Consider the following 24,324-nt stretch of genomic DNA (forward strand, 5'->3'; position numbering starts at 1 on the left):
AACGCTGACCAGGGGAAGGCATCAGAGGAAACCGTCGGTTTCTTCTGCAATGCCCAATCAATATGCTGCTTCTATACTGACTGCAGTCACGGTTGTTTTTACAGGAACAGCTTGTACGCCGGATTCTTGCTTTCGTTCTCGTAAGGGTAGCCAATTTGCGAGAGGAACAGCTTGAACGCCTTTTTGTCGGCAGGTGGAACCTGTATGCCGATCAGCACCCGGCCGTAATCCGAGCCCTGGTTGCGGTAATGAAACAGGCTGATATTCCATTCGGGATTCATGGTATCCAGGAAACGCATCAGCGCCCCGGGGCGTTCCGGAAACTCAAAGCGGTACAATTCTTCGTTATCTGCCAGCGGCGAATGGCCGCCGACCATGTATCTCAAATGTGATTTGGCCAGATCATCGTGGGTCAAATCCAGGGTTTCGAATTTTTTGCGGCGCAGGGTGTTGGCCAGCTTTTCGGCCTCAGCATGCGAGCTGATCTGAATCCCGACAAAAACATGCGCCTTTTGCGCGTCGGAAATGCGATAGTTGAATTCGGTCACACTGCGGTTACCCAGCAGCGTGCATAATTGGCGGAAGCTGCCGCGCTCTTCGGGCATGGTAACCGCAAAGATGGCTTCGCGGGCTTCACCCATATCGGCCCGTTCTGCAACAAAGCGCAGCCGGTCAAAGTTCATGTTGGCGCCCGAGGCAATGGCAATGACAGTCTTGTTTTTCCAGCCGTGCTCGGCCAGGTAGCGCTTGGCGCCGGCCAGGCCCAGCGCGCCGGCCGGTTCTACCACGTTGCGCGTATCCTGGAACACATCCTTGATGGCCGCGCATAACTCGTCGGTATTGACGGTGATGATATCGTCGGCATATTTATGAATCAGGCGGAAGGTTTCGCTGCCGACCTGTTTGACTGCAGTACCATCGGAAAACAAACCCACGTCGTTCAGATGGATGCGACGTCCGGCGCGGAAGCTGCGCGCCATGGCATCGGAGTCTTCTGTCTGCACGCCAATGACGGCAATATCCGGACGCAGCTGTTTAATGTAAGCGGCAATGCCGGCAAGCAACCCGCCGCCGCCGATAGGTACAAAAACGGCGTCCAGTTTGCCGGGATGCTGATGCAGCATTTCCATGGCAACGGTGCCTTGTCCTGCAATCACGTCGGGATCGTCAAATGGATGCACGAACGTGAGTTTTTCCTTTTTCTCAAGGGTGCAGGCAAATTCATAGGCGTCGCTGTACGAGTCGCCGTGCAGCACCGCTTCGCCGCCCAGGCGCTTGACCGCATCCACTTTTACCGCGGGCGTGGAGGTAGGCATGACAATCACGGCACGGCAGCCCAGTCGCTTGGCCGACATGGCCACGCCCTGGGCATGGTTGCCGGCCGAGGCGGCAATGACCCCGCGCTTGAGCGCTTCGGGGGGCAAGTTGGCCATTTTGTTATAGGCCCCGCGTATTTTGAAGCTGAAAACCGGCTGGGTGTCCTCACGCTTGAGCAGTACAGTATTCTGAATCCGCTGCGAGAGCAGGGTGGCCGGTTCCAGGGCTGTTTCGATTGCGACATCGTAAACACGGGATGTGAGTATGCGTTTGAGGTAGTCGGTTGACATGTTATTTTTGAAAGAAAAGAGGATACAGATAAGCGCTTAAGGTTAACATAGCGGATCTGATTTTGGGATTAAAGCCGGAACCGTCGTTTTCAAAAAGTCGGTCCAATAGGGAAGTTATGGAACATGAAGTAATGCTGTGGGTCAGGGAAATGCTGACTGTGTTATCCCTTCCGACTGTCGGTTTGCCCGGCATTTTCGTCGTTGCACTTGTCTCGGCCACGTTGCTGCCATTGGGCTCGGAGCCTGTGGTCATCGCCTATCTGAAAATAGCGCCCGACATGTTCTGGCCTGCCATGGTGATCGCCACTGTGGGCAATACCATTGGCGGGGTAATCACCTACTATATGGGCAAGGCGGCAAAGGTCGCCTATGAAAAGTTCCAGCACAAGCAGGCGCTGGCTGCCGGTGAAGTGGTCGACGAGACCGGCCGGGCGGTGGCGGCCGAAGAAAAATACCTGTCCGAAGGCGATGACGCTGCGCCGGCGCCTGCCGCTCCGGGCAAAGAAGGGGGGCGCTGGCACGGCAAGATGACCTATTATTTTGACCGCTTTGGTCCCGCAGCGTTGTTGTTTTCCTGGCTGCCTGTGGTGGGCGATCCCCTTTGCGGTGTCGCCGGCTGGATGCGCCTGCCCCTGTTGCCGTGTATTATCTTTATGACCATCGGCAAGTTCCTGCGCTATCTGCTGATGACCTCCGCCGTATTGTGGCTCTGGTAAATAGCGGCGGGCCCTGGCTGTGTGGTTGGGCTGGCGGGGCAATGCCCGAGCCTTGATCGCCTCGCGGCAGATTCAATAACAATCGTTTGCCGGCGGGCCACATAATAAGCAATAGCGGGATCGGCAAGCATGGAGGCGTGATGACTATGTAACCGCGCATCACAGCCATCGCCTCAATGGGCCATCAGCAGCCCTTCCTTTGCAAAAACAGCGTGAATCTGGCGTGCAAACGCCAGCGCATGCGCGCCATCGCCATGCAGGCACAGTGTATCGGCTTGAATCTCCACTTTTTTGCCTGACTGGGCGATCACATAACCCTCGCGTACCATCGTTAGCGCCTGAGACACGGATGTCTCAACGTCTTCGATCAGGGCGCCTGGCTGGCTGCGTGGCGTCAGGGTGCCATCATCCTGATAGGAGCGATCGGCAAAGACTTCCTGCATGACGTTCAGGCCCAGGCCACGGGCGATCTCTACCTGTCTGCTGCCGGCCAGCGCAAATAGCGTCAGTTGCGAATCCACGTCTAATACCGCCTGCGCAATGGCCGCCGCCAGCTCGGCATGATTGGCCGACATGTTATACAAGGCGCCGTGCGCTTTCACATGATAAAGCCTGCCGCCCTGAGCGCGGGCGACCGCGGCAAGCGCGCCGATCTGCACCACGACCAGGTCGTAGGCTTCGATGGGTGTGAGGGTAAAGGGGCGACGCCCGAAGCCGCGTATATCATCCAGGCCAGGATGTGCGCCTGGCTTGACACCCTGTTGCAGTGCCAGCTGCATGGTGTGCCGCATGGTATGTGCATCCCCCGCATGAAAGCCACAGGCGATATTGGCCGACGTAACATAAGGCATGATGGCGGCGTCGTCACCCATGGTCCAGGCGCCGAAACTTTCACCCATATCACAATTGAGATCAATTTTTTTCATAGGATTCTTCCCTCTGCCGCATGCAGATGAAAACACGGCAGTCATATCGGCATTCTATACCGTAACGGTCGGACAACAAACGGTGCCCGCCAAATAATGCCGCTATCGGTCTTGCCTTCTCATCGGGAGAATGCAGCGTCAATGCTTATGGCCAGCGGCGCCAGGGCTTGCAGCAACGGTGCAAACAGCGCTTCGCGCTGCCGGAAGAGCTGGTGTGCTTCGTCCAGGCTGATCAGTGTCAGCTCAAGGCGCTCGCCGGGTAAACAGCGCGCCAGCACTGGCAGGTCAACGCTGGCGACATTGGCAATCTTGGGATACCCGCCTGTGGTCTGGCGGTCTGCCATCAGAATAATCGGCAGGCCATCAGGCGGGACCTGGATGGTACCAAAAGCAGTGGGCTCCGATAGAATTTGCAGGCCGGGTTCGGGTTCCAGGGACGGGCCGTCAAGGCGGTAGCCCATTCGATCCGAGTTCGAGGTAATGCTGTAGGATGAGTTCAGAAACAGGTCTTGCTGTCGGGTGTCAAACAGCGTCCAGTGCGCACCCCGGGTAATTCGGATATGCTGTCGAGCCGCCAACCCGAGCCCTGCTGGCAAATAGATCCGAAAATCATCCAGAAAGTGGTCGAGCGCGTCAACTGCCGTGGCATTGATCGTCCGGTTAAGAACAAGCCTGTCGTCTTTGGCCAGTGCGCGTCCCTGGACGCCGCCCATGCGGCTTTTGATGTCCGTGCTGGCGCTCTCCATGCTGGTGGACAGTTGTATGCCGCCGGCAATGGCCAGGCTGGCACGCGCATGCCCCTGCGGCCGACCATTGAGCATGGGCGCCGCGCCAATATCCAGTACCTGCCCGGCGCGGATCAGATGAGGGCGGTTGACCGCCAGCGGTCTTTTGTCGCATCGCAGGGAAAAAGGGGCGCCGCATACGGCGATGCAGGCATCCTGCTGGAATTTGATCTGCGGGCCGGACAGCGTCATCTCCAGCACGGGCAAGGGCTCGCGGTTACCCACCAGGGCATTGGCCAGCCTGTATGCCACCTGGTCCATGACGCCGCAGACCGGCGCGCCGTAGGCCTGATAGCCATGCCGTCCAGCATCCTGAAACAGGGACAGGGGGCCAGGTTTGAGTGCCAGCAGACTCATGTTTTCCCCTCAACCCGTGGCATGCTGTTGCGCCTTGATCTGTTCATACTGCTGGCGGCCGATGGCTTCGAACTGTACTTGGTCGCCCGGGGCATACAGCGCATAGGGCGGCGTGCTTGGGTCAAACAGGCGCAACGGCGTGGCGCCGACAATATTCCAGCCGCCCGGCGATTCATTGGGATAGATGACAGTCTGGCGGTTGGCGATGGCGACCGAACCGGCAGGCAGGCGATTGCGTGGCGTGCTGCGTCGGCCGATGGCAAGACGGTTGTCGGATAAACCCATATAACCCATGCCAGGGGCAAAGCCAAGCATGAAAACGCGAACCGGCGCTGCCGTATGCAATTGAACCACCTCATCTACCGTGAGTTTGCAGTGCCGGGCAATCTGTGCCAGATCGATGCCCAGTTCCGGGTCATAGCAGACCGGGATACGGATCAGTCGGGTGGCTTCGGTAACGGCGCCGGTGGCGTTCTCTTGCTGCTGGGCCAGCGGTGCAAGCACGGCGGTAAGGGTGTCGATCAGCGTTGTGTGTGCAGGCGGATCGGCATATAGGGGATGCAGATACACCCCCAAGGTAGTGAAGGTGGGAACCAGATCGCTGATATAAGGCATACCTGCGTTATGGATGAGTTCCGCGGCCTGGCGCGCCCGGGCGTTGATCGCCGGATCAATGCGATCACCGAAACGGATGATCAGACAATGATCGCCTTCAGCGGTAAAGGTCCAGGGGGCGGAGGAATTGACCGGGTGTGAACTCATGCGTTGTGCAATGCAGTCGGAAATCGGGGCCTGCGAACGGGTGTGCCGTACAGTTTATCAGTAATCCGAAAGAAGCGACGACGGCTAGGGGTAAAACCTGAGTCCGTCAATCCAGCGAAAGCTGTTTCAAGTCGACAATCCGTTTCCAACTGGCCAGATCAGTCTGGACGAATTGATCCACCTGCTGCTGATTCTGATTTTCTTGTACGATCAGGCCCAAGGCTTCGAAGCGTTTCCTGAAGCTGTCGGAGGTAATAACCTGGTATGCAGCTTTGTGCAGTTTTTCTGTGACTGCTGCGGGGACGTCCTTTTGCACGGCCAGCCCGAACCAGGTGGCAACATGAAAACCCGGGAAGCCCGATTCTGCAACCGTAGGTACGTCGGCAAGCACCTTGAGTCGCTGCGATGTTGTGACGGCGATGGGCCGCACTTTGTTTGCCGATATCAGTGGCATAGACGTACTCACTACGTCACTCATCAAATCCACGTCCCCGGCGGCCACGGCTGTGAGCGCCTGCGCCGTGCCGTTGTAGGGCACATGCGTCATATTCATTTTTGCTTCTTCATTCAATATTTCGGTCGCCAGGTGCAACGGGCTGCCCTGGCCCACGGACGAATAGTTCAGTCCCTTCGGCACAGACTTGGAATAGCTGATTAGCTCCTGGATATTGTGCACCTTGAGCTTTGGATTGACCACAACGACCAGGGGCGCTTCGGTTGCGATGGCAAAGACCCTGAAGTCGGTCAGTTTGTAGGGTGTTTTTTTGTACAGTAACGGGTTCAGTATCATGCTGCCGTTGCTTGCCATCAATAGCGTATAGCCGTCGGCAGCCGCATTGGCTACGTAGCCGGTGCCAATCGATGTATGCGCGCCTGGCTTGTTATCGACCACCACCGGTGTCTTCAATTGCTCGGCAAGTCCCTGGGCCAGCGATCGCGCCATCTGGTCTGTCGGGCCGCCGGCTGTATAAGGAACAACCAGCGTAATTGGCTTGGTCGGGTAGTCGGCGGCCAGGGCTACCGTATTCATGGTCAATGCCGCAAGCACCAGGCATCCGGTTAGTCGTTTCATTTTATTGTCTCTCTGTTTGCTGATTGTTATAAAAATGGTTTACAGGTAGGTGACTGCTTTATCGGCCAGCGAATGTTGTAATTTCTTTTTGAATAACTTGCCGGTCTCTTCGCGGGGCAGCTTGTCAATCAGGCCGATTTTTTTGGGGATCTTGTAGCCCGCCAGATGCGCCCTGAGAAACTGGACGAATTCGTCTTTGTCCAATGTGCGCCCGGCCTTCATTTGTAGCAGGCAGATCAGGCTTTCTCCAAACTCATCGTCCGGGATGCCGAACACGGCGGTGTCTTCAATGTCCTGCCGCTGATGAATGAGCTGTTCTATTTCGGCCGGATAGATATTGGCGCCGCCAGAAATAACCATATCCGATTGTCTGTCGGTCACATACAAATATCCTTCGTCATCCAGATATCCAATGTCGCCGACGGTCAACAAACCATCGCATTCCATGGATTGGCGCGCATCATGATTGTTTTTGTAGGTAAAGTCGGCATAGGCGGGTTGTCGCGCGTATATCAGTCCGCTTTGGCCCGCTTGCGCCCAGGTCCCGTTTGCCCGGATTCTGATTTGGGCATGGCCCAGCGGTTTGCCGGCGCTGCCTGGTTTTTTCATGGATTCGGCAGCACTGATCAGTGTGACCAGGCCCATTTCGCTGGAGGCGTAGCTTTCATGGATGACCGGTCCTACCCACTCGATCATCTGGCGTTTGACAGCAGCAGGGCAGGCCGAACCGGTAGAGGCAACGAACTGCAGACTGGACAAATCGTATTGCGCTTTGGTCTCCCGTGGCAAATCGAGCATTCTTTTGTACATCGTGGGCACAAGATAGGCCGTTGTTACGCCGTATTTTTCAATCAACTGCAGGACTTGTTCGGAATCGAACCGGTCCATCAGGATAAGGGTGCTGCCGTATAACAGCGCCTGCTGGACATAACTGTTGGTTGCGCTGTGATGCAGTGGCGCAGGCATTAAGGCCACACCCGTGTCTTCAATGCCCAGCGCGCCGGCGATAAGGCCGGGTTTGGTGGATATGTCGTTCAGCTGTTTTTTTGCCCGTACGATCCCTTTTGGCTTGCCTGTGGTGCCCGATGTATACGGCATATGGGTGCCAAGATATCTGGAACGTGGCGATGCTGCAGCCGTGCGAGCAACAGCTTCGGAATGATCCAGTTTGTAGTAGGTGTGTGCGCGGGTGATTTGGCCACGTTCTTGATCTGCAAGAATGACGCTCATTTCATTGGGCACAACTGCCTTGATCTTTTCATAGCCTTCGTTGCTGGTCACAATCACTTTGGCTTCACTGTCGCGCAACAGATAGCTGACTTCGACCGGCGTCAGCCGGTAATTGATCGGACAATAATTATTGCCGTATACCATCGAAGCGGCAATAGCTTCAATGAGCGACGGGCAATTGGGCAGATAAATGGCAATCACATCTGTGTCTGTCATGCCCGCTTGTTCTAATGCGCTCATCAGCAAGTCTGTTTGCCGATTTAACGCTTCATTGCTCACCACGGCATCATTGAAAATCAGATTTGCCTTGATCATTGTCTCGTGTCCTTTCGTTATCAGAAAAAGCTTACCGAATCTGCCCGGCAGATACAACGTCGTTGCTCTCAACAGATTGTTTATTAATTATGAACAATATAAAGGAAAACACCTACAATACAAATCGATGACCAATGATGGCACGCACAAGGCAGGGTAAATTTCATATGAAGCCTTATGAATACGATTTGAATCTGTTATACGTTTTCCATGAAATTGTGCGTACAGGCTCGCTGTCTGCGGCCGGCAGAAAATTGCGCATCAGTCGCTCAGGGGTCAGCCAGAAACTCAAGGCGCTGGAAAACAATATTGGCTCGCAACTGATCCGGCGCTCTACGCGCGATATTGACCTGACAGGGTCAGGCCAGTGCCTGTATGACCATTGCGTTGGTATCTTTGAACAACTAGACACTGCCGAGCGTCAGTTATCAGGCCTGAAAAATGAAATGCAGGGGCACATACGCCTGTGCGTGCCCACCAGCCTGGGGCAGGACTATTTCAACACGGTCCTTATCGATTTCATCAAAGAAAATCCGAATATTTCATTCACAATCATTTTCAGCAACAGGATCAAAAATTTCCTGTCTTCCGAAATTGATGTCGCCTTGCAGATAACAACGATTGACAACATTCCCCAGGACTATGTCGCCCGTGAAATAGGCGCTGTGCCCTGGTGTATATGTGCGGCCCCTGGTTTTCTGGAAACGGTTGAGGCGATTACGCTGCCAGGGCAACTGGCCGGCTTGCCATTTATTGCGCCTACCTACACCGTGCCCAGCCCCAAACTTACTGTTATCACAAATGAAAATAGCACGGTCCATATTCCGCTCAGTTTACGGGTGCAGTCCGAATCGTTGCCGTTTCTCAGGGATAACGTGATCGGGGGCCAGGGTATTGGCTTGCTGCCGGTTTATTCGATAAAAAAAGAACTGGATGATGCATCTTTGCTCCGCCTGCTGCCGGATTGCCAAATAAAAGGGTTTGGTGATCGTCTGTATGTGATATCCACGCAGACTTTTCATATGACTCAATTGCAACGAAGGTTTATTGATTTTGTCATCCGCAAACTACGATGGATGTTTGCGTAGCGCGCGTCGTGCTGCTGACATCAGTAGCGCAAATGCTTGCTCCTCCTGTGCTGTGCCTATGACCTTGCGGTCAGATTCTCCGGGTTGTCCGGGTTTGTCCTAATTTGTCCGATACCTGGCTATCTGTATAGTTTGAACTTAACGATCGTTCGGTAAGTTCAAATGGCTCGACCCGAGCGGCTTATAAAAATAAGGAGGCAAGGTGAGGATTTGGTTACCGGTGTGCTTGGCATTCTTCGCGTTTATCGGTTCACAGCCAGCGGTCCGCGCTGGCGAAATAGCTTTTCCAAATAAAGCAATCCACCTGGTTGTGCCTTTTGCCCCTGGCGGCGGAGCGGATATCGGCGCGCGCAGGTTTGCAAAGGCGCTGTCCGACTTGGTCGGGCAAAGCGTTGTCGTCGAGAACGTACCGGGTGCAGGCGGCACGCTGGGTGCCGCCAGAGTAGCGCATGCTGCTCCCGATGGCTATACGCTTTTGTACACCACGCCCGGCCAGCAAATGACAGCACCTTATCTAATAGATAATTTGCCCTACGATGCACTCAAGGACTTGCGCGCCGTCAGCAAACTGACAGCGGGCGTCAATGTACTGGTTGTCACCAGAGACTTTCCGGCGGTCTCGATACAGCAATTGATTGACTACGCGAAGCAAAACCCGGCCAAGGTAAATTTTGCCAGCTCGGGCATTGGGTCGACCAGTCACCTGGCAGGAGAACTGTTCAAGAAAATGGCTGGCATCAACATCACCCACGTGCCATACAGGGGCTCTTCTGTTGCCGCGGCCGATATTGTGGGGGGGCGGGTGCAGATGACGATCGATACGCTCAGCGTATACCTGCCGCATATCCGTTCGGGCAAAGTACGGGCTCTGGGCGTGTCTACATTGCAGCCGGCTGCCATTGAGCCGGGGATCCGACCAATCGCCGATGTACTGACCGGTTTCGAAGCTTCTCCGATCAATTACATTACGGCGCCTGGCGCAACGCCCGAAGCCGTTATTGAAAAGCTCAACGCGTTAATCAATAAGGTCGCATCCGACAAGACATTACAGGCAACGTTTGCCTCAACCGGCTCCGTGCTTGGTGGCAGTACGCCTGAGCAAATGCAGGCGCTGGTCCGCAGCGAGCAAAAGCGCTGGAAAGCTGTCATCGATAGTGCCGCCATTGCGGTGATGCATAAAAAATAATGAATGTTCAATGTCTTCCCGAGATTAAAAGCATGAGAAAACTCCAAACGAAATTGAAAATGGCGATTGCGTCGTTATGTGCAGCATGCGCATTTTCGGCGCATGCGCAGACCTTTCCCGATCGCCCCATTACACTTGTTGTGCCTTATGCCGCAGGTGGCATCACGGATGCATATGCCCGTTCGATTGGTGATTATCTGGGACGCCTGTGGAATACGCAGGTCGTAGTGGAAAACAAAGGCGGCGCAGCCACGATTATCGGCACGCAGCAGGTTGCCAGAGCCAAACCCGATGGCTACACACTGCTGCTGACCAGTTATGCGTATACATCCAACCCGATCCTGAGAAAAGATCTGCCGTACGAGCCGGCTGCGCTGACACCGCTCATGTTGCTGGGCAACAGCCGCAGTATGTTGGTTGTGCCCGCCAAGAGTGATCTGCGCACACTTGATGATGTGATCAAGAAAGGGAAAAAAGCGCCGGGTAACCTGAAGTTTGCTTCGTCCGGCAATGCCTCAAGTCCCCATGTTGCTGCTGAGTTGTGGGCCAAGCAAGTGGGAGTGAGTTTTACTCATGTTCCATACAAAGGCACTGGGCCGGCCATGAATGACCTGTTGGCCGGCCTGGTCGATGGCATTTTTGACGGACCAAGTTCCATCGCCAATGTACGAGCAGGGCGGCTACGAGCGCTCGGCATTGCGAATGAATCCAGGCATCCCGCCGCACCTGAAGTGCCGACTTTCAAGGAACAGGGCATCGATATGGTCTTCGGTAGCTGGTTCGGTTTCATGGCGCCGGCCAATACGCCAAAACCCGTTATCGATAAGTTGAATAAGGGTTTAAATACCTCCCTTCAAGATCCGAAGGTTCGAAAAGTGCTCGAGAGTGCCGGATTGTTTGTTGTCGGTGGCACGCCAGCAGAGTTTGCCAGCTTCCTTGACGCAGAGGCCCGAAAGCTGCAAGGCCTGGTCGATAGCGGTGTGAAATTTATCGTTCAGTAATGAGCAGAATACTATCAATGGAATCCAAACCAATGACACTGAAGTTTATCGAAGTTGAACGTCTAGACGGCGTTGCTATTGTTTATTTGAATCGCCCCCCCGTCAATGCGCAAAGTGCTGCGCTGCGTGAAGAGTTGATTGGCGTTTTCGATTCTTTCAATGATGATGAGGAAATACGATGTGTTGTACTGACTGCGCATGGCGATATATTTTCTGCGGGTGCGGATATCACAGAGCGCCCTGCTATCAAGCAACGCGGTCCAGGCGCTTACTGGAGCCACAATCGTCTGGTGCGCGAAGCGGCCCTTTCCATTGCTGACTGCAGCAAACCGGTGATTGCAGCGGTAAACGGTCCCGCGCTTGGGGCCGGCTTTGGTTTGATGGCCGCCTGCGATATTTGGATTGCTTCGGATAATGCTTATGTGGCCATGCCAGAGATTAACGTTGGGCTGGCCGGCGGGACGGCATTATTGCAGCGAATCTTCGGAAAATCCAGGGCCCGGCGCATGTTTTATACTGGAATGAAAGTGACCGCCGATGAACTCTACCGCCTGGGGTTGATAGAGGCCAGCCTGCCGCGACAAGAGCTGTTGCCTTATGCCTTGAATTTGGCTAAAGAGATCGCAACAAAAGCGCCCTTGTCTTTACAGTATGCCAAGCAGGCTGCGCAAGTGACGCTCAATATGCCGCAGCGCGAGGGTTATCGTTACGAACAAAACATTACTGTTGCATTGTCCAGGACAGAAGACGCCGCCGAGGCGCAGCAGGCTTTTCTGGAAAAACGGTCACCGCTGTACAAAGGCAGGTAATATGACCGCGCAACTGAATGACCATTATCTTTCCTTGCCATCAAGTGCAAACAATGAACAGGGGCATTATCTGGCGTTTCAGCATGAAGTGCGTCATTTCGTTCGGCACAATTGCCCCGAAGATATCCGCAAAAAGGTGCGGGCCGGAGAAAAACTGACGCGTACGGTATATAGCCGGTGGCAGCAAATCCTGCACGCACATGGCTGGGCAGCGCCGGGCTGGCCGCTTGAGCATGGCGGTACCGGCTGGGACCTGCGCCAGCGCATGATATTTGAAGAGGCCATCGCAGATTTTGATTGCCCACCGCTCTACCATCATGGGCTGGGCCACATTGGGCCGGTCATTATGCAGTTTGGGACGTCCGAACAAAAACAACTTTATCTTCCCCGAATTATCAGTGGCGCTGACTGGTGGTGTCAGGGGTACTCGGAGCCAAATTCGGGCTCTGATCTGGCATCCCTGCAAACCCGCGCAGAGCTGGATGGCGACCATTACATTGTGAATGGACAGAAAATATGGACTTCTCATGCTCACGAAGCGAACATGATTTATATGCTGGTGAGAACCTCGCGCGAAGACAAAAAACAGGAGGGTATTACGCTGCTACTGGTGCAAATGGACACGCCGGGGATAACGGTGAAACCGATAGAAACCATCGATGGCTGGCACCACGTTAACGAAGTGTTTTTCGAAAATGTTCATGTGCCGCTGACCCAACGAGTGGGGCAGGAGGGGCAGGGGTGGCAGTGCGCCAAATATCTGCTTGAGCGCGAACGATTACCGCCGGCCAGCGTTGGTCAGTTAGTCCGACAATGGCGCAGGGTGGCACAACTGTTATGGACAAGTCAGCATGAGCAACAAGCGAGTCATGACTATTCTGCGCTGAATCAGAGCATGTTCATGTTGGCAGCGCAGATAAAAGGTGCCCGGGAGATGTTGGCTGACGCTATTGACGACATGATGGAGAAAAAACCGTTGGGTGCAAAACCCTCGGCGCTGAAATTAAGATGCAGCCTGGTAGCGCAAGGGCTTAGCGAACTGGCATTGCGGCTTATCGGCCCGGCCGGCAGCCAACAATTCATATCTGAGGCAGCGGACCCAACTGAGTCCGGGATCTGGTTGCAGAACTATATGTTTACCCGGTCCAAGACGATTGCTGGCGGAACGACAGAAGTTCAGCGCAATGTGGTGGCACGTCAATTGTTAGGAGCATGACTTGATGGGATTTGAAGTAGCAACTATTTTTCCAGGCGTTCTGTTGGAAGGCGCTGAACGTGTAGCAAAAAATGCTTCCTCATACGAGGCAGCACTATATCCACGTATGATCCAGGAAATGGGATGGAGCAGCACGTTGATTTCCGAGAGCAATGGCGGCTATGGCGGTTCTTTTGCAGATATCGGCTCTTTGCTGGAGGGCATGGCTTCACGGGCGATTAACCTGCCTATCATGACCCGGTGCTGTATTGTGCCTGGCATGCTTGAGGCAGCGCCCGAGCGGGAAACGGTCAGTGCCCTACTGTCGCAGATTGCCGAAGGCGTGGCGTGTATTGAACTGGCTGGACCACTCAGCTGGCGGCAAACGCATGCGCTCCCCCAACTGTCGCCCGTCACGGATGGCTGGACTGTTAATGGTCGGCTGGAGGATTTTGAGTGGACCGAAGGTTGTACACACGTATTATTTTGCGCGCTTGATACGGCCAGCCAGAAAATCAGTATTGTCATTATCGAGGCAGGGCAATTGCCGGACCACGCCAGCAGTTTTGTCACCGTCGAGCGGCGACGCATCAAGCGGGTTGACATGGGTTCGTTGAAAATATCCAACGATAGCGTTTTGGTTCAGGGTGATGACGCGTCGGCAATGTGCCAGGCAGGCTGGAAATTGGCGCAGGTGTCGGTTGCCGCAGATATTGTGTGCACCATGAACTATATGCTGTCCGAGACCGTGAACTACTTGCAGGAACGGAAGCAGTTTGGGCAGCCACTGGCCCGGTTTCAGGTGCTCAGGCATGATGTTGCCAAACTCTACGTTAGTTATGAAACCTGCAAGAATCTGTTAATGGCATCATTGCGTTCACTGGATGAAGCAGGTGGCAGCGATGATCTGGCTGCTTTGGATTTGCTTGGTGTATATACACGGGAAGAGGCGATCGCGTTTGCACAATCGGTCATTCAACTGCATGGCGGCATGGGCATGACCCAGGAGACAATGGCGGCGCGTATGGCTTCACGACTCGTGGCCAATGCGTTTCGTTTTGGCGATGTGCACAGTCACGCCAAAGCACTGACTCAATTGCAGGCGGGCGAAAAATGAAGTCAGCACAGATGAATGGTCATTCATTGGATCAACTATTCAATCCACGCTCGGTTGCGATCATCGGAGCGTCGTCAGACCCAGCAAAACTGGGAGGCAGGCCGATTCGGTTTTTGCTCGAAGCAGGCTATGAAGGGACCATTTACCCTATTAACAAACGTGCCGAAACAGTGCAAGGGTTGAAAGCCTATGCTTGTCTGGCAGATATCCCCGGTGATGTTGATCAGGCACTCATTATTGTGCCAGCGTCGGCAGCACTAGAGGCTTTGCAGGATTGCATCGCAAAAAACATCAAAGCGGTTCAGGTGTTGAGTTCGGGTTTTTCAGAAGAAAGCGCGGAAGGTCTCGTGCGTCAGAACCAATTGGTCGAGCTGGCCAAGCGTCATGGCGTGCGACTGCTTGGCCCCAATTGCCTGGGCATCGTCAGTGTGCGAAATCGCTATTTTGCAACCTTCTCTACAGCGCTGGAGGCGCTTACACCTTCGCCCGGCGGCATCAGTTTTGCGACCCAAAGCGGGGCGTTTGGCTCGTGTGCATATGCGCAGGCCATCCAACGTGGATTGGGTATTGCGCGCATCGTTGCTACCGGCAACGAGGCTGATATTGATGTCACCGAATGCATTGATTTTCTGGCCTCGGATACGCAGACGAAGGTCATCTGTGCGGCTATCGAAGGGTGTCGTGACGGCAATCGATTGCGCACAGCCTTGCTCAAAGCGGCAGCGGCCGGCAAGCCGGTAATCTTGATGAAAGTCGGCAGTTCTGTTACCGGCCAGCAGGCGGTAGCGACCCATACGGGAGCGATCGCCGGCAACGACAGGATTTTTGACGTGGTATGCCAGGAATGCGGGGCATGGCGCGCCTATTCAATTGAAGAAATGCTGGACATTGCGTACGTGTGTACGCAACTGCCGCTGCCTGCGAATGATAGTGCCAGTATTATTACCGTCTCGGGTGGTATTGGTGTGCTGATGGCCGACGATGCCGAGCGTTATGGCGTAAAGGTTCCTGCTGTAAGCGAAGAGCTGCAGCAGCAGGCCCGCCAGGTAGTGCCATTTCTTGTCGGCGTCAATCCTCTGGATACGACCGCGCAGATTGGTGCCATCAAGCAAGGGCTATCGGATCTGATAGACCTTGTCATTGGCGGTACCGAGTTCTCCACCCATTTTATCTATTTAGCCCAGATCCCTTGCGATCCGGGCAGATTTCTTCCGCTGCTTGAGCAATTGACCGCGATCAGGACCAATTATCCGGACCGTCTGTTAGTACTGGTGGGGCCGTCCGAGGAGTCGTTGCGCAAGCAACTGGAGCAGCAAGGCCTGGTGATTTTCGCCGATCCTGGGCGGGCAATGCGAGCCGTGGCTGCGTTGTGCGAACTCAAACGGCGTTGGTTGGCGCTGCATCCCGGTTTACCTGACCCCGTTCGACCCGGCCGACATCGGCCTGATGCCGCTAAGCCTGCACTGAACGAGTGGCAGGCCAAACGCCTGCTCGCGCAGTACGGCCTGCCGGTGCCGACAGAAGCATTGTGTGAAAGCGCAGCTCAAGCAGTGACCGCAGCGTCCGAGATAGGTTATCCAGTAGTGGCGAAAATCGTCTCTTCGGACATTCAGCACAAGACCGAATTTGGAGGGGTTCTACTGAATTTGCAAAATGCCAAACAAGTCCGGGAGGCATTCGAGGCGTTACTGGACGCAGCCGGAAAATTGAGTGACAAGCCGTCAATTGAGGGCGTGCTTATCGCTCCGATGATAAAAGGCGGCGTCGAGACAATATTGGGCATACATATAGATCCGACCTTTGGCCCAATGGTGATGTTCGGTCTGGGGGGCGTGGCGGTTGAATTATACGACGATGTCGCTTTCGCCTCTGTGCCGTTGTCCAAGGCACGGGCTGGCCAACTGGTCCGGTCGGTACGCGCTTGCCGGCTGCTTACCGGATGGCGAGGCCAGAAAAGACTCGATATCGAACAATTGGAATCTGCGCTACTGCGCCTGTCAGATTTTGCCCAAGACTGGGCACCGGTGCTCGAAGGCGTTGATATCAATCCGTTCGTTGTAATGGAATCCGGGGCGGCTTGTCTGGACGCAGTGATCTCGTTTAGAAAGGGAACTTAGCTATAATTCACGGCTGAACCCTATAACGAGACTATTGCATGGCATCCAGAGATCCGGACCGAAGACAAAAAATTTTGGAAGCGTCGCGACGTCTATTTGCGCGATATGGGTATGGTGGGGCGTCGATCAGCATGATCGCGGCTGAAACAGGCTTGACCAAAGCAGCGCTGTATCACCACTTTCCAAGCAAAGAGGCCATCTATCGCGCCAGTTCCAGGACCGGCATGGACCAATTGCTGCATGAAGTGGAGAACGCGGTCAGTCAGGCGCAAGGTGGGGCAGAGGCGCGTTTACACGCATACATGCACGCTTCTATTGAACATTACGAAAAAAACCAGGACAGCTGGATGTCGGGGTCTGCTCTATTTTGGGGCGCGGCTTCCGATGAGGCCCGGGAGCAGATTCTGGAAGTCAGGGATGCGTACGAGGGCTTGCTAAAGCAGATTCTCCGTGACGGGATGAACGCGGGCGTTTTCAGAAGTGACCTGGAGCCGCGGCTTTCCAGCAAATTCCTGCTTTCGATTATCAATCAATTGCCAAAATGGTATCGCAGCGACGGCAAATATAGTGCCACGCAAATCATAGACATTTATCTGGATACTTACTTAAACGGCGTGCGTAGCCATCAGGTGCCTGCCGAATAATGTTCGCATAAGCATGGCAATGATATGGGCCTGGTAGGGAAGTTAATGTGTCTTGCTGGCTGATCCCGGCCCGATTTACTGACAAATCCAGCGATCTGCACAAGTGGCAAAATGGCAGATAAAAATTGCAGCGACAGGTTTGATCCGGCACTATTGCTGTCTGATAATTTATCGGGTGCCGTTTGGCAACACGGGCGCGGCGACTTCTCAGGCGCCTGCCGCCTCAGTTGCTTTGGTGCTGCCGTCCTTTTGTTCGTACACCACGGTTTCGACCGGAAAAACAATCCTGAAGGTACTACCCTTGTTGATTTCGCTGTCCACAACCAGCTTGGCATTGTGCCGGATGACAATGTGCTTGGTAATGGCCAGGCCCAGGCCGGTTCCGCCGGAAGCGCGAGAACGGCTTTTGTCTACCCGGTAAAAGCGCTCGGTAATGCGTGGAATATCTTTCTTTTCAATGCCCAGACCCGTGTCGGTCACGCTGAAGATGGCTTCGCCATGCTCGTTGCGAGCCCAGCGGATGGTTATTTTGCCGCCTTCCGGTGTGTAGCGTACGGCATTGGTCAGCAGGTTGGTGACGGCCGATGCCAGCTCGTTCATCTGCCCGACCACTGCTAACGCAGGATCCACGTCGAATTCAAAAGCGTGCGATTCGCGCGAGATGGACTGAGCCTGTACGGCAGCCTTGTCAATAATGGGGGCCAATTGCACGTTGGTGCCGTCGACGATTTCGGTCGACTCCAGGGTGGACAGGGTCAGCAGATCGGCCACGATGGCCAGCATCCGTTGTGCCTGTTCGTGCATCAATTCTTCGTATTGTTTGCGCTGTTCTTTGGTCAGCGCTTCATGTGGCAGGTCGCGCATGGTTTCGAGAAAGCCGATCAATACGGTCAGGGGGGTGCGGATTTCATGCGAAACGTTGGCGACAAAGTCCCGTTGCGTGGTTTGCAGTTTTTCCAGCTGGGTGATGTCCTGGCACAGCAGCAGGTAACCTTCATTGGCGTGCTGGGTCAGTTGAAATTGCAGGGAACATACCTGTCCGCCGATTTCCCTGCGACTGCGCAAAGGGCGAGTCCATTGACGACTTTGGGCGTAATCGAAAAACTCAGGCAGGCGAATGATATTGAATATGTTGTAGCCTTTGTCTTTTTCATAGACCAGGTCCAATAGCCGCTGGGATTGAGCGTTGCACCATTCGATCTGAAAAGACTTGTCCAGCGTGACCGCTGCCGCCGGTAGCGCCTGCGCCGCTGAAAGAACGTTATTGGTCAGTTCGCGCAGGGCGGTATATTCATTCTGTCGGGTGCGTACGTATTTATAAATCGGGGTGACGATTTCGTCATAGCTGCCCAGATCGGGCGGGGGGGCGCTGGTGGGTTGTCTGGCCCACTTGAGCGTGAGCCGGTGATGACGCTGGTGTCCGACAAGATAAACGAGGCCGCCCGCCGCCAGCAACAGAACGCCGCTGAACCCGCCCACGAGCCACTGGACGCCTAGCGCGAGGGCGACGGCAGCAAGATAGGCGAGCAGGAGTGAAGGGCGGGGCATGATTGATTATATTCCTGAACAATGGCGTGCGCTGGCCGCCCAACCTTGAAGAAAAACACGGCGCGCCAGCAGTTGGCCAGCATCAATAATGAAAACCGGGCCCGCTAAGCCGGCCCTGTTGGGCTATCAGGCCGGCAGTTTAGAGGTAAAACGATACCCGCTTCCGCGTACGGTTTCAACCAGATTATGATGATTGCTCGGCTCGAGCGCCTTGCGCAGGCGACGAATATGCACGTCGACGGTGCGTTCTTCCAGAAATACATGGTCTCCCCAGACCTGGTCGAGCAACTGACCTCGGGTGAAGACCCGCTCCGGGTGCGTCATGAAAAAATGCAGCAGGCGAAATTCGGTCGGACCCAGCGGCAGGTTTGAACCATTGCCTGTGATGCGGTGCGACACCGGATCCAGCTTGAGCCCGGAGATCTCGATTTCATCATCGGTCAGTTGCGGGGCGCGGCGGCGCAGTACGGCCTTGATGCGCGCCATCAGTTCTTTGGGAGAAAAGGGCTTGGTAATGTAATCATCGGCGCCGCTTTCGAGCCCTTCCACCTTGTCGGCTTCGGAACTCTTGGCGGTGAGCATGATAATGGGGATATCACGCGTGCGCTCGCTGCTGCGCAGATTGCGCGCCAGATTCAGGCCGGTGGAGCCGGGCAGCATCCAGTCCAGCAGAATCAGATCGGGCAATTCCGCATTAATCAGGACCTTTGCTTGTTCGGCATCCAGCGCACGCAGCACTTTATGGCCGGCAAAGGACAGGTTGACGGAGATGAGCTCTTGAATTGCGGGTTCGTCTTCGACGACGAGAATTGTGCTGGCCATAATGAAGTAAAATTAAAAAGTCACCTGATTGACATTAACCGGAAATACTAGTCTCAATGGTATTGCCTGATTGTGTCATGTTTGTGACAATCCTGCCTACTTTTCATAAAGATTGCATATGAATTCAGAACGTCCAACGTCAGCCGGGCAATCCGGTACCACGCATTTCGGTTTCCGTACTGTCGATGAACAGGAAAAAGCCGGAAAAGTGGCGCAAGTGTTTCACTCGGTCGCGCAACGTTACGATGTCATGAATGACTTGATGTCCGGCGGCATGCATCGTTTGTGGAAAAGCTTTACGATCGGACGGGCGGGTGTGCGCCCTGGCATGCGGGTGCTCGATATTGCCGGGGGCACCGGCGATCTGGCGCTGGCTTTTGCGGGCAAGGTCGGGCCAACCGGTCAGGTCTGGCATACCGATATCAATTCCTCCATGTTGCAGGTTGGACGGGACCGTCTGATTGATAAAGGGGTGTTGCTGCCTACGGTGGTATGCGATGCCGAACACCTGCCGTTTCCCGACGAATTTTTTGATGTGGTCACTGTTGCCTTTGGCCTGCGCAATATGACGCACAAGGACCAGGCTCTGCAACAAATGCAACGGGTGCTCAAGCCCGGTGGCAAGTTGCTGGTGCTGGAGTTCTCGCGGATCGCGGCGCCGCTGGCGCCTGCCTACGATTGGTATTCGTTCAATATTCTTCCCTGGCTTGGCAAAAAAGTGGCCGATGACGAAGAAAGTTACCGCTATCTGGCCGAATCCATACGCATGCATCCGGATCAGGAAACGTTGGCGCAAATGATGCGCGACGCCGGTCTGCCACGGGTCAGCTATTTCAATCTGACTGCCGGCGTTGTGGCCTTGCACGAAGGCGTCAAGCTGTTCTGAGGCCTTGCGCTTACTGAGGCCGCAGCGCCCGGTACAGGCATGCCGCTCGGGCATGCCAATCCTTCATTTTCCGTTCATTACAAAGTAGCTTGCATAAATATTCAGGTTTTTGTAAGATTGAATTGTTTGCTAATTTATTCATTGTGGGTCAATCCCACCGGAGCAATAATCAATGTTCAAAAAGTGGTCTAAATTTCTCGCCGCTGCGATGATTGTCGTGTCATCTGTAAGCATGCTGGCCGTGACCCATGACGCTGAAGCCCGCCGTATGGGAGGGGGCAGCAGTTTCGGACGCCAGTCTTCCAACATTACAACGAATCGGGCTCCAGCGGCACAGGCTCCCAATGCCGTTAATCGTACTTCAGCCGCGCCAGCCGGCGCTGCGGCCAACGCGGGCGCGGCAGCACAGCGTAGTGGTTTTTCCCGTTTCCTGGGCCCGATCGCCGGCATAGCCGCAGGTCTGGGTATTGCAGCGCTGCTGTCAAGCCTGGGCTTGGGCGGCGCCATGCTTGAGTTCCTGTCCAGCGCATTGCTTATTGGCATCGTTATTTTTGGTGTTATGTTTATTGTACGTCGCTTGCGCGGTGGCCAGGCCCGTCCGGCCTTCCAGGGCGCCTCGCCCATGCAGCGCCAGGCGGGTAGCCCGGCGCCGGGTTCACGGCACCAGTACACCGGGCAGGACAGCGCCAGTGGCGCCATGCAGCAGCATAGCGGCCTGTCTGCCACAGACTTTTCCGGCAATGCGCAGGCAGCGGCCGAGCCAGCAGACAAAAGCTGGTTTGTTCCGGGCGATTTCGATACCCCAACCTTCCTGCAAACGGCCAAGAAGCAGTTCGTGACCATCCAGGGTTTGTGGGACAAGGGCGATATTGAAGATCTCAAGAACTATCTGACCGAAGATCTGGTTGCAGAGCTGTCTCCGCAAATTACCAGCCGTGCCGGACAAAGCCAGACTGAAGTGGTGCTGCTCAATGCAGAACTGCTTGGTATCGAGCAGGTTCAGGATGGCCATCTTGCTTCGGTACGTTTCTCCGGTATGTTGCGTGAAGACGCGCAGGAAGCTGCCTTCCGTTTCGAGGAAGTGTGGAACCTGTACAAGGAAAACAATTCCGGCTGGTTGCTGGCGGGTATTCAGCAGATTCCGGTGGAAAACGCTTCCTGACCGTAGTTTAGAACGACTGCTGGCAATGTCAGCGGTACACAAGGCGTGATCATGTTTTCGTGATCGCGCCTTGTTGTTTGTGGCTCGCCGGGCCTTATGACTGCCGCTTATTGTTAATAACTAATAGTTATATAAAAATAAATACTAATTATTTTTTCTCTTAAGAAGATTTGGTTATAGTGTCAGATCGTATAGGGAAAATACCGTGAATCTTAGCTTCAACAATGTTTATAAGCAGTTCGGTTCGCTTTCGGTTGTTGAGAACTTCAGCGCCGACTTTCGCTCGGGCGAGATTGTTGCCCTGGTAGGGCCTTCCGGTTCAGGAAAATCCACGCTGTTGCACATGGCTGCCGGCCTGGAGAGCACCACATCGGGCAATATCGATACCGATTCGAAACCTGTGACCAAGCCGGATCCCAGTCGCACACTGGTATTCCAGGAGCATGCGCTATATCCGTGGCTAACCCTCAAGCAGAACGTTGCCATGGCATTGGAGTTCCAGCAAGTGGCCCGCAAGCAGGCGTACGAGCGCGCTGCGACATGGTTGCAACGCGTGGGCCTGGATGGTTTTGAGCAATATTATCCGCATCAGGTGTCAGGAGGAATGCGTCAGCGCGCAGCGCTGGCCCGTGCATTCATTGCCGAGCCTGAAGTGCTTTTGCTGGATGAGCCCTTCGGCGCGCTGGATGCGCTGACCCGGCTCAGTCTTCAGGATGTGTTGCTTGATCTGGTAGAGCAGGCCAGGCCGACCGTGCTGCTGGTAACGCATGATGTGGATGAAGCCCTGTTCCTGGCCGATCGGGTCATGGTGTTCAGCGCAAGGCCGGCCACGGTACTTAAGGAATTCAATCTGAGCCACCGTGAACGTTCGCACGATCTGTCGGACCTGGCAGCGGAAAAACGAGAAATTCTCAGCTTGCTGGGTATTGCAGTCAAGCATGAAACCAAACCGGATGCCAAGCCGATCGAAATGGCTGCCTGAGCGTGGCGCTGCAGGCGCCGATGCGGATCCTTTTTCAGCGCTGAAGTCGTTTGTGTATCTGATACGGTACAGGCGCGGATACGGAACACCGGTTTTAGTACTCCAATTCAGACAGACTGCAAGGCGGCCCGCTCGCGGGCAGCATGTGAGTCAATAACAAAAACCATTCAAATTTTTAGAGAGAGTCAGAGATGAATATTCGTAAATGGGCCGCATTGCCGTTGGTGGCTTCGCTGTTGCTGTCTGGTGCGGCCATGGCGGCCGACAAGCTCAAGGTAGGTTATCTGCGCGTGATGGATGATGCGCAGGCTATCGTCGCGCACGAAGGTGAATTCTACAAAAAACAGGGTCTGGACGTCGATCTGATGGAATTCAAGTCTGGCACCGATCTGATTAAAGCCATTGTTGGCGGCCAGGTCGATATGGGCGTACTTGGCTTTACCAACGCCATCTCCTGGGCTTCTCGTGGCGCAGACCTGAAGGTGGTGGCCGGTGCGCAGCGCGGCTACCATTCGCTGGTCGTGCGTGATGATGCCGGTATCAACACTGTAGCCGACCTTAAGGGTAAAACGCTGGCTTCGCAAAGCCAGGGCAGTACCGCCGACACTGTTTTGCGCGGCGTGGTCTTCAAGCAAGCCGGTCTGGCTGAGGATGGTGTCAGCGTCATGGGCGTGAGCCCCGCGGTCGCCGTGCAGTCGCTGGTGGGCAATCGAGTGAATGCTGCTTTCCTTTTCGAGCCGTATGACCGGATTGCACAACTGGTTGCACCGGTCAAACAGATCTATGAAGTCGGCCAAAGCTGGCCTTTCCCCTGCATGGTCGTCATTACGTCCGGCAAAGTGCTGGATGCCCGCAAGGACGATATCTGGAAGGCGCTGGATGCCCAGCAACAGGCAATCGAGCTGCTTGAAAAGCAACCGGCCCAGGCCTCAAAGCTGATCGCCAGTTACTTTATCGCCGAACCCACCTTAAAGACACTCAAGCAGGGTGAGCTGGCGCGCGAGATTGTGATCGAAGACGCAATCAAGACCCAGGAATTTACGCCTACTGTAACGGACAAGGATATTGAGCGGATGACTGAACTGGCTCGCATCATGGAGCGTGACGGTTCCCTGAAAACCAAGGATGGCAAGCCATTTGAGGTTAACACGGTGCTGGATCTTGAATGGCAGAAGGCACGTAAACTGTGAGCAATAACACCCGGATCGGCGGCTTCAAAAAGCCGCTGGCGGTGGTGCTGGCCATCGCTTTCATTCTTCTGGTCTGGCAACTGGTCGCACTGACACTGCCAGACTTTCTCATGCCCGGTATTCTGCCGGTGCTCGAGCGCCTATCCGAAAGCATTCGTAGCGGTGAGTTCTATAGTGGCCTGGCAGGTTCGCTGGCACGTCTTGGCTCGGGTTACGGCATCGCGCTGATCTGTGGCATCGCCTTCGGCCTGCTGGCGGCCAGTCTGAATTTCTTTCGCGAGGTGCTGCGCAATGTGATTGTGATTCTGCAGTCGTTGCCCAGCATTGCCTGGGTGCCGCTGTTTCTGATCGTCTGGGGGTTTGGCAACAAGCCCATGATCGTCGTGGTGGCGCTGGCTGCGTTTTTCCCGGCTGCGCTCAGCGTCATGAACGCCACCGAATCGGTGCACAAGGTGCATATTTCTGCGGCTCGCGTCATGGGAGCCAGTCGCTGGGGCCTGGTAAGACGGGTCTATCTGCCTGCGGTCATGCCCGAGCTGATTACCGGCGCGCAACTGGCCTTTGGCAATGCATGGCGCGCGCTGATCTCTGTAGAAATGCTGGTGGACTTCGGCAAGGGCCTTGGCCGTTCGCTGAGTTTTTCTGGCGATACCGGTGATATGACAGGTGTGATGGCTAATATTCTGGTCATTGCCATTCTGGCCGCGCTTATTGATCAACTGGTCCTGGAGCGTATCAAGCACCGCCTGCTGCGTTACCAATACGTTTGAGTCACGCAATACCCTATCCTGCAAGTCCCGCTGCCTA

22 protein-coding genes are annotated in these 24,324 nt (G+C 54.9%); 14 read left to right on the forward strand and 8 right to left on the reverse strand.

What is annotated here, in order from left to right; translation table 11 throughout:
• Positions 1–98: 98 nt before the first annotated feature.
• Positions 99–1,607 carry a threonine ammonia-lyase, biosynthetic gene (ilvA, locus tag EV681_RS03555; RefSeq protein WP_130303287.1) on the reverse strand — a complete coding sequence of 503 codons (1,509 nt, stop codon included), beginning with the start codon at positions 1,605–1,607 and terminating at the stop codon, positions 99–101.
• A gap of 116 nt (positions 1,608–1,723) precedes the next feature.
• On the opposite strand from ilvA, the gene EV681_RS03560 reads away from it, so the two are divergent.
• The gene (locus tag EV681_RS03560) at positions 1,724–2,323 is read left to right on the forward strand and encodes a YqaA family protein (protein ID WP_165392928.1); all 600 of its coding nucleotides are present in this window, start codon (positions 1,724–1,726) and stop codon (positions 2,321–2,323) included.
• A gap of 173 nt (positions 2,324–2,496) precedes the next feature.
• On the opposite strand, the gene EV681_RS03565 is transcribed toward EV681_RS03560, so the two are convergent.
• From EV681_RS03565 to EV681_RS03585, 5 genes are all read right to left on the reverse strand, one after another.
• Positions 2,497–3,249 carry a LamB/YcsF family protein gene (locus EV681_RS03565; RefSeq protein WP_128395976.1) on the reverse strand — a complete coding sequence of 251 codons (753 nt, stop codon included), beginning with the start codon at positions 3,247–3,249 and terminating at the stop codon, positions 2,497–2,499.
• A gap of 119 nt (positions 3,250–3,368) precedes the next feature.
• Positions 3,369–4,391 carry a 5-oxoprolinase subunit C family protein gene (locus tag EV681_RS03570; protein WP_130303288.1) on the reverse strand — a complete coding sequence of 341 codons (1,023 nt, stop codon included), beginning with the start codon at positions 4,389–4,391 and terminating at the stop codon, positions 3,369–3,371.
• A gap of 9 nt (positions 4,392–4,400) precedes the next feature.
• A complete protein-coding gene (pxpB, locus tag EV681_RS03575; protein WP_130303289.1) occupies positions 4,401–5,153 on the reverse strand; it encodes a 5-oxoprolinase subunit PxpB in 753 nt (250 codons plus the stop codon).
• Between the two features lie 106 nt (positions 5,154–5,259).
• Positions 5,260–6,225 carry a Bug family tripartite tricarboxylate transporter substrate binding protein gene (locus EV681_RS03580; protein WP_242612124.1) on the reverse strand — a complete coding sequence of 322 codons (966 nt, stop codon included), beginning with the start codon at positions 6,223–6,225 and terminating at the stop codon, positions 5,260–5,262.
• 39 nt (positions 6,226–6,264) lie between these two features.
• Entirely contained in the window at positions 6,265–7,770 is a 1,506-nt protein-coding gene (locus EV681_RS03585) for an AMP-binding protein (RefSeq protein ID WP_130303290.1), read from the reverse strand.
• A gap of 167 nt (positions 7,771–7,937) precedes the next feature.
• Here EV681_RS03585 and EV681_RS03590 point away from each other — a divergent pair, with 167 nt between their 5' ends.
• The 8 genes from EV681_RS03590 (at position 7,938) to EV681_RS03625 (ending at position 16,927) form a co-directional block, all read left to right on the forward strand.
• On the forward strand, positions 7,938–8,858 hold the full coding sequence (locus tag EV681_RS03590) for a LysR family transcriptional regulator (RefSeq protein WP_165392929.1): 921 nt from the start codon (positions 7,938–7,940) through the stop codon (positions 8,856–8,858).
• Positions 8,859–9,168: 310 nt separating this feature from the next.
• Positions 9,169–10,044: a Bug family tripartite tricarboxylate transporter substrate binding protein gene (locus tag EV681_RS03595; RefSeq protein WP_242612125.1), complete on the forward strand. Its 876-nt coding sequence runs from the start codon at positions 9,169–9,171 to the stop codon at positions 10,042–10,044.
• A gap of 32 nt (positions 10,045–10,076) precedes the next feature.
• Positions 10,077–11,045 carry a Bug family tripartite tricarboxylate transporter substrate binding protein gene (locus tag EV681_RS03600; RefSeq protein WP_165392930.1) on the forward strand — a complete coding sequence of 323 codons (969 nt, stop codon included), beginning with the start codon at positions 10,077–10,079 and terminating at the stop codon, positions 11,043–11,045.
• Positions 11,046–11,077: 32 nt separating this feature from the next.
• Complete coding sequence (locus tag EV681_RS03605) at positions 11,078–11,854, forward strand: enoyl-CoA hydratase/isomerase family protein (protein ID WP_130303293.1); 777 nt, start codon at positions 11,078–11,080, stop codon at positions 11,852–11,854.
• 1 nt (position 11,855) lies between these two features.
• On the forward strand, positions 11,856–13,070 hold the full coding sequence (locus tag EV681_RS03610; protein WP_130303294.1) for an acyl-CoA dehydrogenase family protein: 1,215 nt from the start codon (positions 11,856–11,858) through the stop codon (positions 13,068–13,070).
• A 4-nt stretch (positions 13,071–13,074) separates the two neighbouring features.
• A complete protein-coding gene (locus EV681_RS03615) occupies positions 13,075–14,166 on the forward strand; it encodes an acyl-CoA dehydrogenase family protein (protein WP_130303295.1) in 1,092 nt (363 codons plus the stop codon).
• Positions 14,163–16,283 carry an acetate--CoA ligase family protein gene (locus EV681_RS03620; RefSeq protein ID WP_242612126.1) on the forward strand — a complete coding sequence of 707 codons (2,121 nt, stop codon included), beginning with the start codon at positions 14,163–14,165 and terminating at the stop codon, positions 16,281–16,283. Before EV681_RS03615 ends, EV681_RS03620 begins: the two co-directional genes overlap by 4 nt.
• 38 nt (positions 16,284–16,321) lie before the next feature.
• Positions 16,322–16,927 carry a TetR/AcrR family transcriptional regulator gene (locus tag EV681_RS03625; RefSeq protein WP_130303296.1) on the forward strand — a complete coding sequence of 202 codons (606 nt, stop codon included), beginning with the start codon at positions 16,322–16,324 and terminating at the stop codon, positions 16,925–16,927.
• A 207-nt stretch (positions 16,928–17,134) separates the two neighbouring features.
• Here the strand turns inward: EV681_RS03625 and phoR are convergent, their stop codons facing one another.
• Positions 17,135–18,475 (reverse strand): phosphate regulon sensor histidine kinase PhoR, encoded by a 1,341-nt coding sequence (gene phoR / locus EV681_RS03630; protein WP_130303297.1) that lies wholly within the window; start codon positions 18,473–18,475, stop codon positions 17,135–17,137.
• 126 nt (positions 18,476–18,601) lie between these two features.
• Complete coding sequence (phoB, locus tag EV681_RS03635) at positions 18,602–19,297, reverse strand: phosphate regulon transcriptional regulator PhoB (protein ID WP_025371273.1); 696 nt, start codon at positions 19,295–19,297, stop codon at positions 18,602–18,604.
• A gap of 118 nt (positions 19,298–19,415) precedes the next feature.
• Between phoB and ubiE the strand changes: the two genes are divergently transcribed.
• From ubiE to EV681_RS03660, 5 genes are all read left to right on the forward strand, one after another.
• The gene (gene ubiE / locus EV681_RS03640; protein ID WP_128395988.1) at positions 19,416–20,183 is read left to right on the forward strand and encodes a bifunctional demethylmenaquinone methyltransferase/2-methoxy-6-polyprenyl-1,4-benzoquinol methylase UbiE; all 768 of its coding nucleotides are present in this window, start codon (positions 19,416–19,418) and stop codon (positions 20,181–20,183) included.
• 172 nt (positions 20,184–20,355) lie between these two features.
• Positions 20,356–21,345: a Tim44 domain-containing protein gene (locus tag EV681_RS03645; RefSeq protein ID WP_128395989.1), complete on the forward strand. Its 990-nt coding sequence runs from the start codon at positions 20,356–20,358 to the stop codon at positions 21,343–21,345.
• Positions 21,346–21,550: 205 nt separating this feature from the next.
• Positions 21,551–22,327 (forward strand): ABC transporter ATP-binding protein, encoded by a 777-nt coding sequence (locus EV681_RS03650; RefSeq protein WP_128395990.1) that lies wholly within the window; start codon positions 21,551–21,553, stop codon positions 22,325–22,327.
• Between the two features lie 191 nt (positions 22,328–22,518).
• Complete coding sequence (locus tag EV681_RS03655) at positions 22,519–23,517, forward strand: ABC transporter substrate-binding protein (protein ID WP_130303298.1); 999 nt, start codon at positions 22,519–22,521, stop codon at positions 23,515–23,517.
• Positions 23,514–24,287, forward strand: a complete 774-nt coding sequence (locus EV681_RS03660; protein WP_128395992.1) for an ABC transporter permease — start codon at positions 23,514–23,516, stop codon at positions 24,285–24,287. The genes EV681_RS03655 and EV681_RS03660 overlap by 4 nt, the downstream gene beginning before the upstream one ends.
• The last annotated feature ends 37 nt before the right edge of the window (positions 24,288–24,324 follow it).

Source organism: Advenella incenata, from assembly GCF_004217095.1.
GTDB lineage: Bacteria > Pseudomonadota > Gammaproteobacteria > Burkholderiales > Burkholderiaceae_B > Advenella > Advenella incenata.

What these genes read in the sequence shown, in the direction of transcription:
- phoR (WP_130303297.1), bottom strand. Translation starts at nt 18,475, where the DNA reads ATGCCCCGCCCTTCACTCCTGCTCGCCTATCTTGCTGCCGTCGCCCTC.
- EV681_RS03565 (WP_128395976.1), bottom strand. Translation starts at nt 3,249, where the DNA reads ATGAAAAAAATTGATCTCAATTGTGATATGGGTGAAAGTTTCGGCGCC.
- ilvA (WP_130303287.1), bottom strand. Translation starts at nt 1,607, where the DNA reads ATGTCAACCGACTACCTCAAACGCATACTCACATCCCGTGTTTACGAT.
- pxpB (WP_130303289.1), bottom strand. Translation starts at nt 5,153, where the DNA reads ATGAGTTCACACCCGGTCAATTCCTCCGCCCCCTGGACCTTTACCGCT.
- EV681_RS03655 (WP_130303298.1), top strand. Translation starts at nt 22,519, where the DNA reads ATGAATATTCGTAAATGGGCCGCATTGCCGTTGGTGGCTTCGCTGTTG.
- EV681_RS03605 (WP_130303293.1), top strand. Translation starts at nt 11,078, where the DNA reads ATGACACTGAAGTTTATCGAAGTTGAACGTCTAGACGGCGTTGCTATT.
- EV681_RS03625 (WP_130303296.1), top strand. Translation starts at nt 16,322, where the DNA reads ATGGCATCCAGAGATCCGGACCGAAGACAAAAAATTTTGGAAGCGTCG.
- EV681_RS03615 (WP_130303295.1), top strand. Translation starts at nt 13,075, where the DNA reads ATGGGATTTGAAGTAGCAACTATTTTTCCAGGCGTTCTGTTGGAAGGC.
- EV681_RS03610 (WP_130303294.1), top strand. Translation starts at nt 11,856, where the DNA reads ATGACCGCGCAACTGAATGACCATTATCTTTCCTTGCCATCAAGTGCA.
- EV681_RS03600 (WP_165392930.1), top strand. Translation starts at nt 10,077, where the DNA reads ATGAGAAAACTCCAAACGAAATTGAAAATGGCGATTGCGTCGTTATGT.
- EV681_RS03620 (WP_242612126.1), top strand. Translation starts at nt 14,163, where the DNA reads ATGAAGTCAGCACAGATGAATGGTCATTCATTGGATCAACTATTCAAT.
- EV681_RS03585 (WP_130303290.1), bottom strand. Translation starts at nt 7,770, where the DNA reads ATGATCAAGGCAAATCTGATTTTCAATGATGCCGTGGTGAGCAATGAA.
- EV681_RS03580 (WP_242612124.1), bottom strand. Translation starts at nt 6,225, where the DNA reads ATGAAACGACTAACCGGATGCCTGGTGCTTGCGGCATTGACCATGAAT.
- EV681_RS03560 (WP_165392928.1), top strand. Translation starts at nt 1,724, where the DNA reads ATGGAACATGAAGTAATGCTGTGGGTCAGGGAAATGCTGACTGTGTTA.
- EV681_RS03570 (WP_130303288.1), bottom strand. Translation starts at nt 4,391, where the DNA reads ATGAGTCTGCTGGCACTCAAACCTGGCCCCCTGTCCCTGTTTCAGGAT.
- ubiE (WP_128395988.1), top strand. Translation starts at nt 19,416, where the DNA reads ATGAATTCAGAACGTCCAACGTCAGCCGGGCAATCCGGTACCACGCAT.
- EV681_RS03590 (WP_165392929.1), top strand. Translation starts at nt 7,938, where the DNA reads ATGAAGCCTTATGAATACGATTTGAATCTGTTATACGTTTTCCATGAA.
- phoB (WP_025371273.1), bottom strand. Translation starts at nt 19,297, where the DNA reads ATGGCCAGCACAATTCTCGTCGTCGAAGACGAACCCGCAATTCAAGAG.
- EV681_RS03645 (WP_128395989.1), top strand. Translation starts at nt 20,356, where the DNA reads ATGTTCAAAAAGTGGTCTAAATTTCTCGCCGCTGCGATGATTGTCGTG.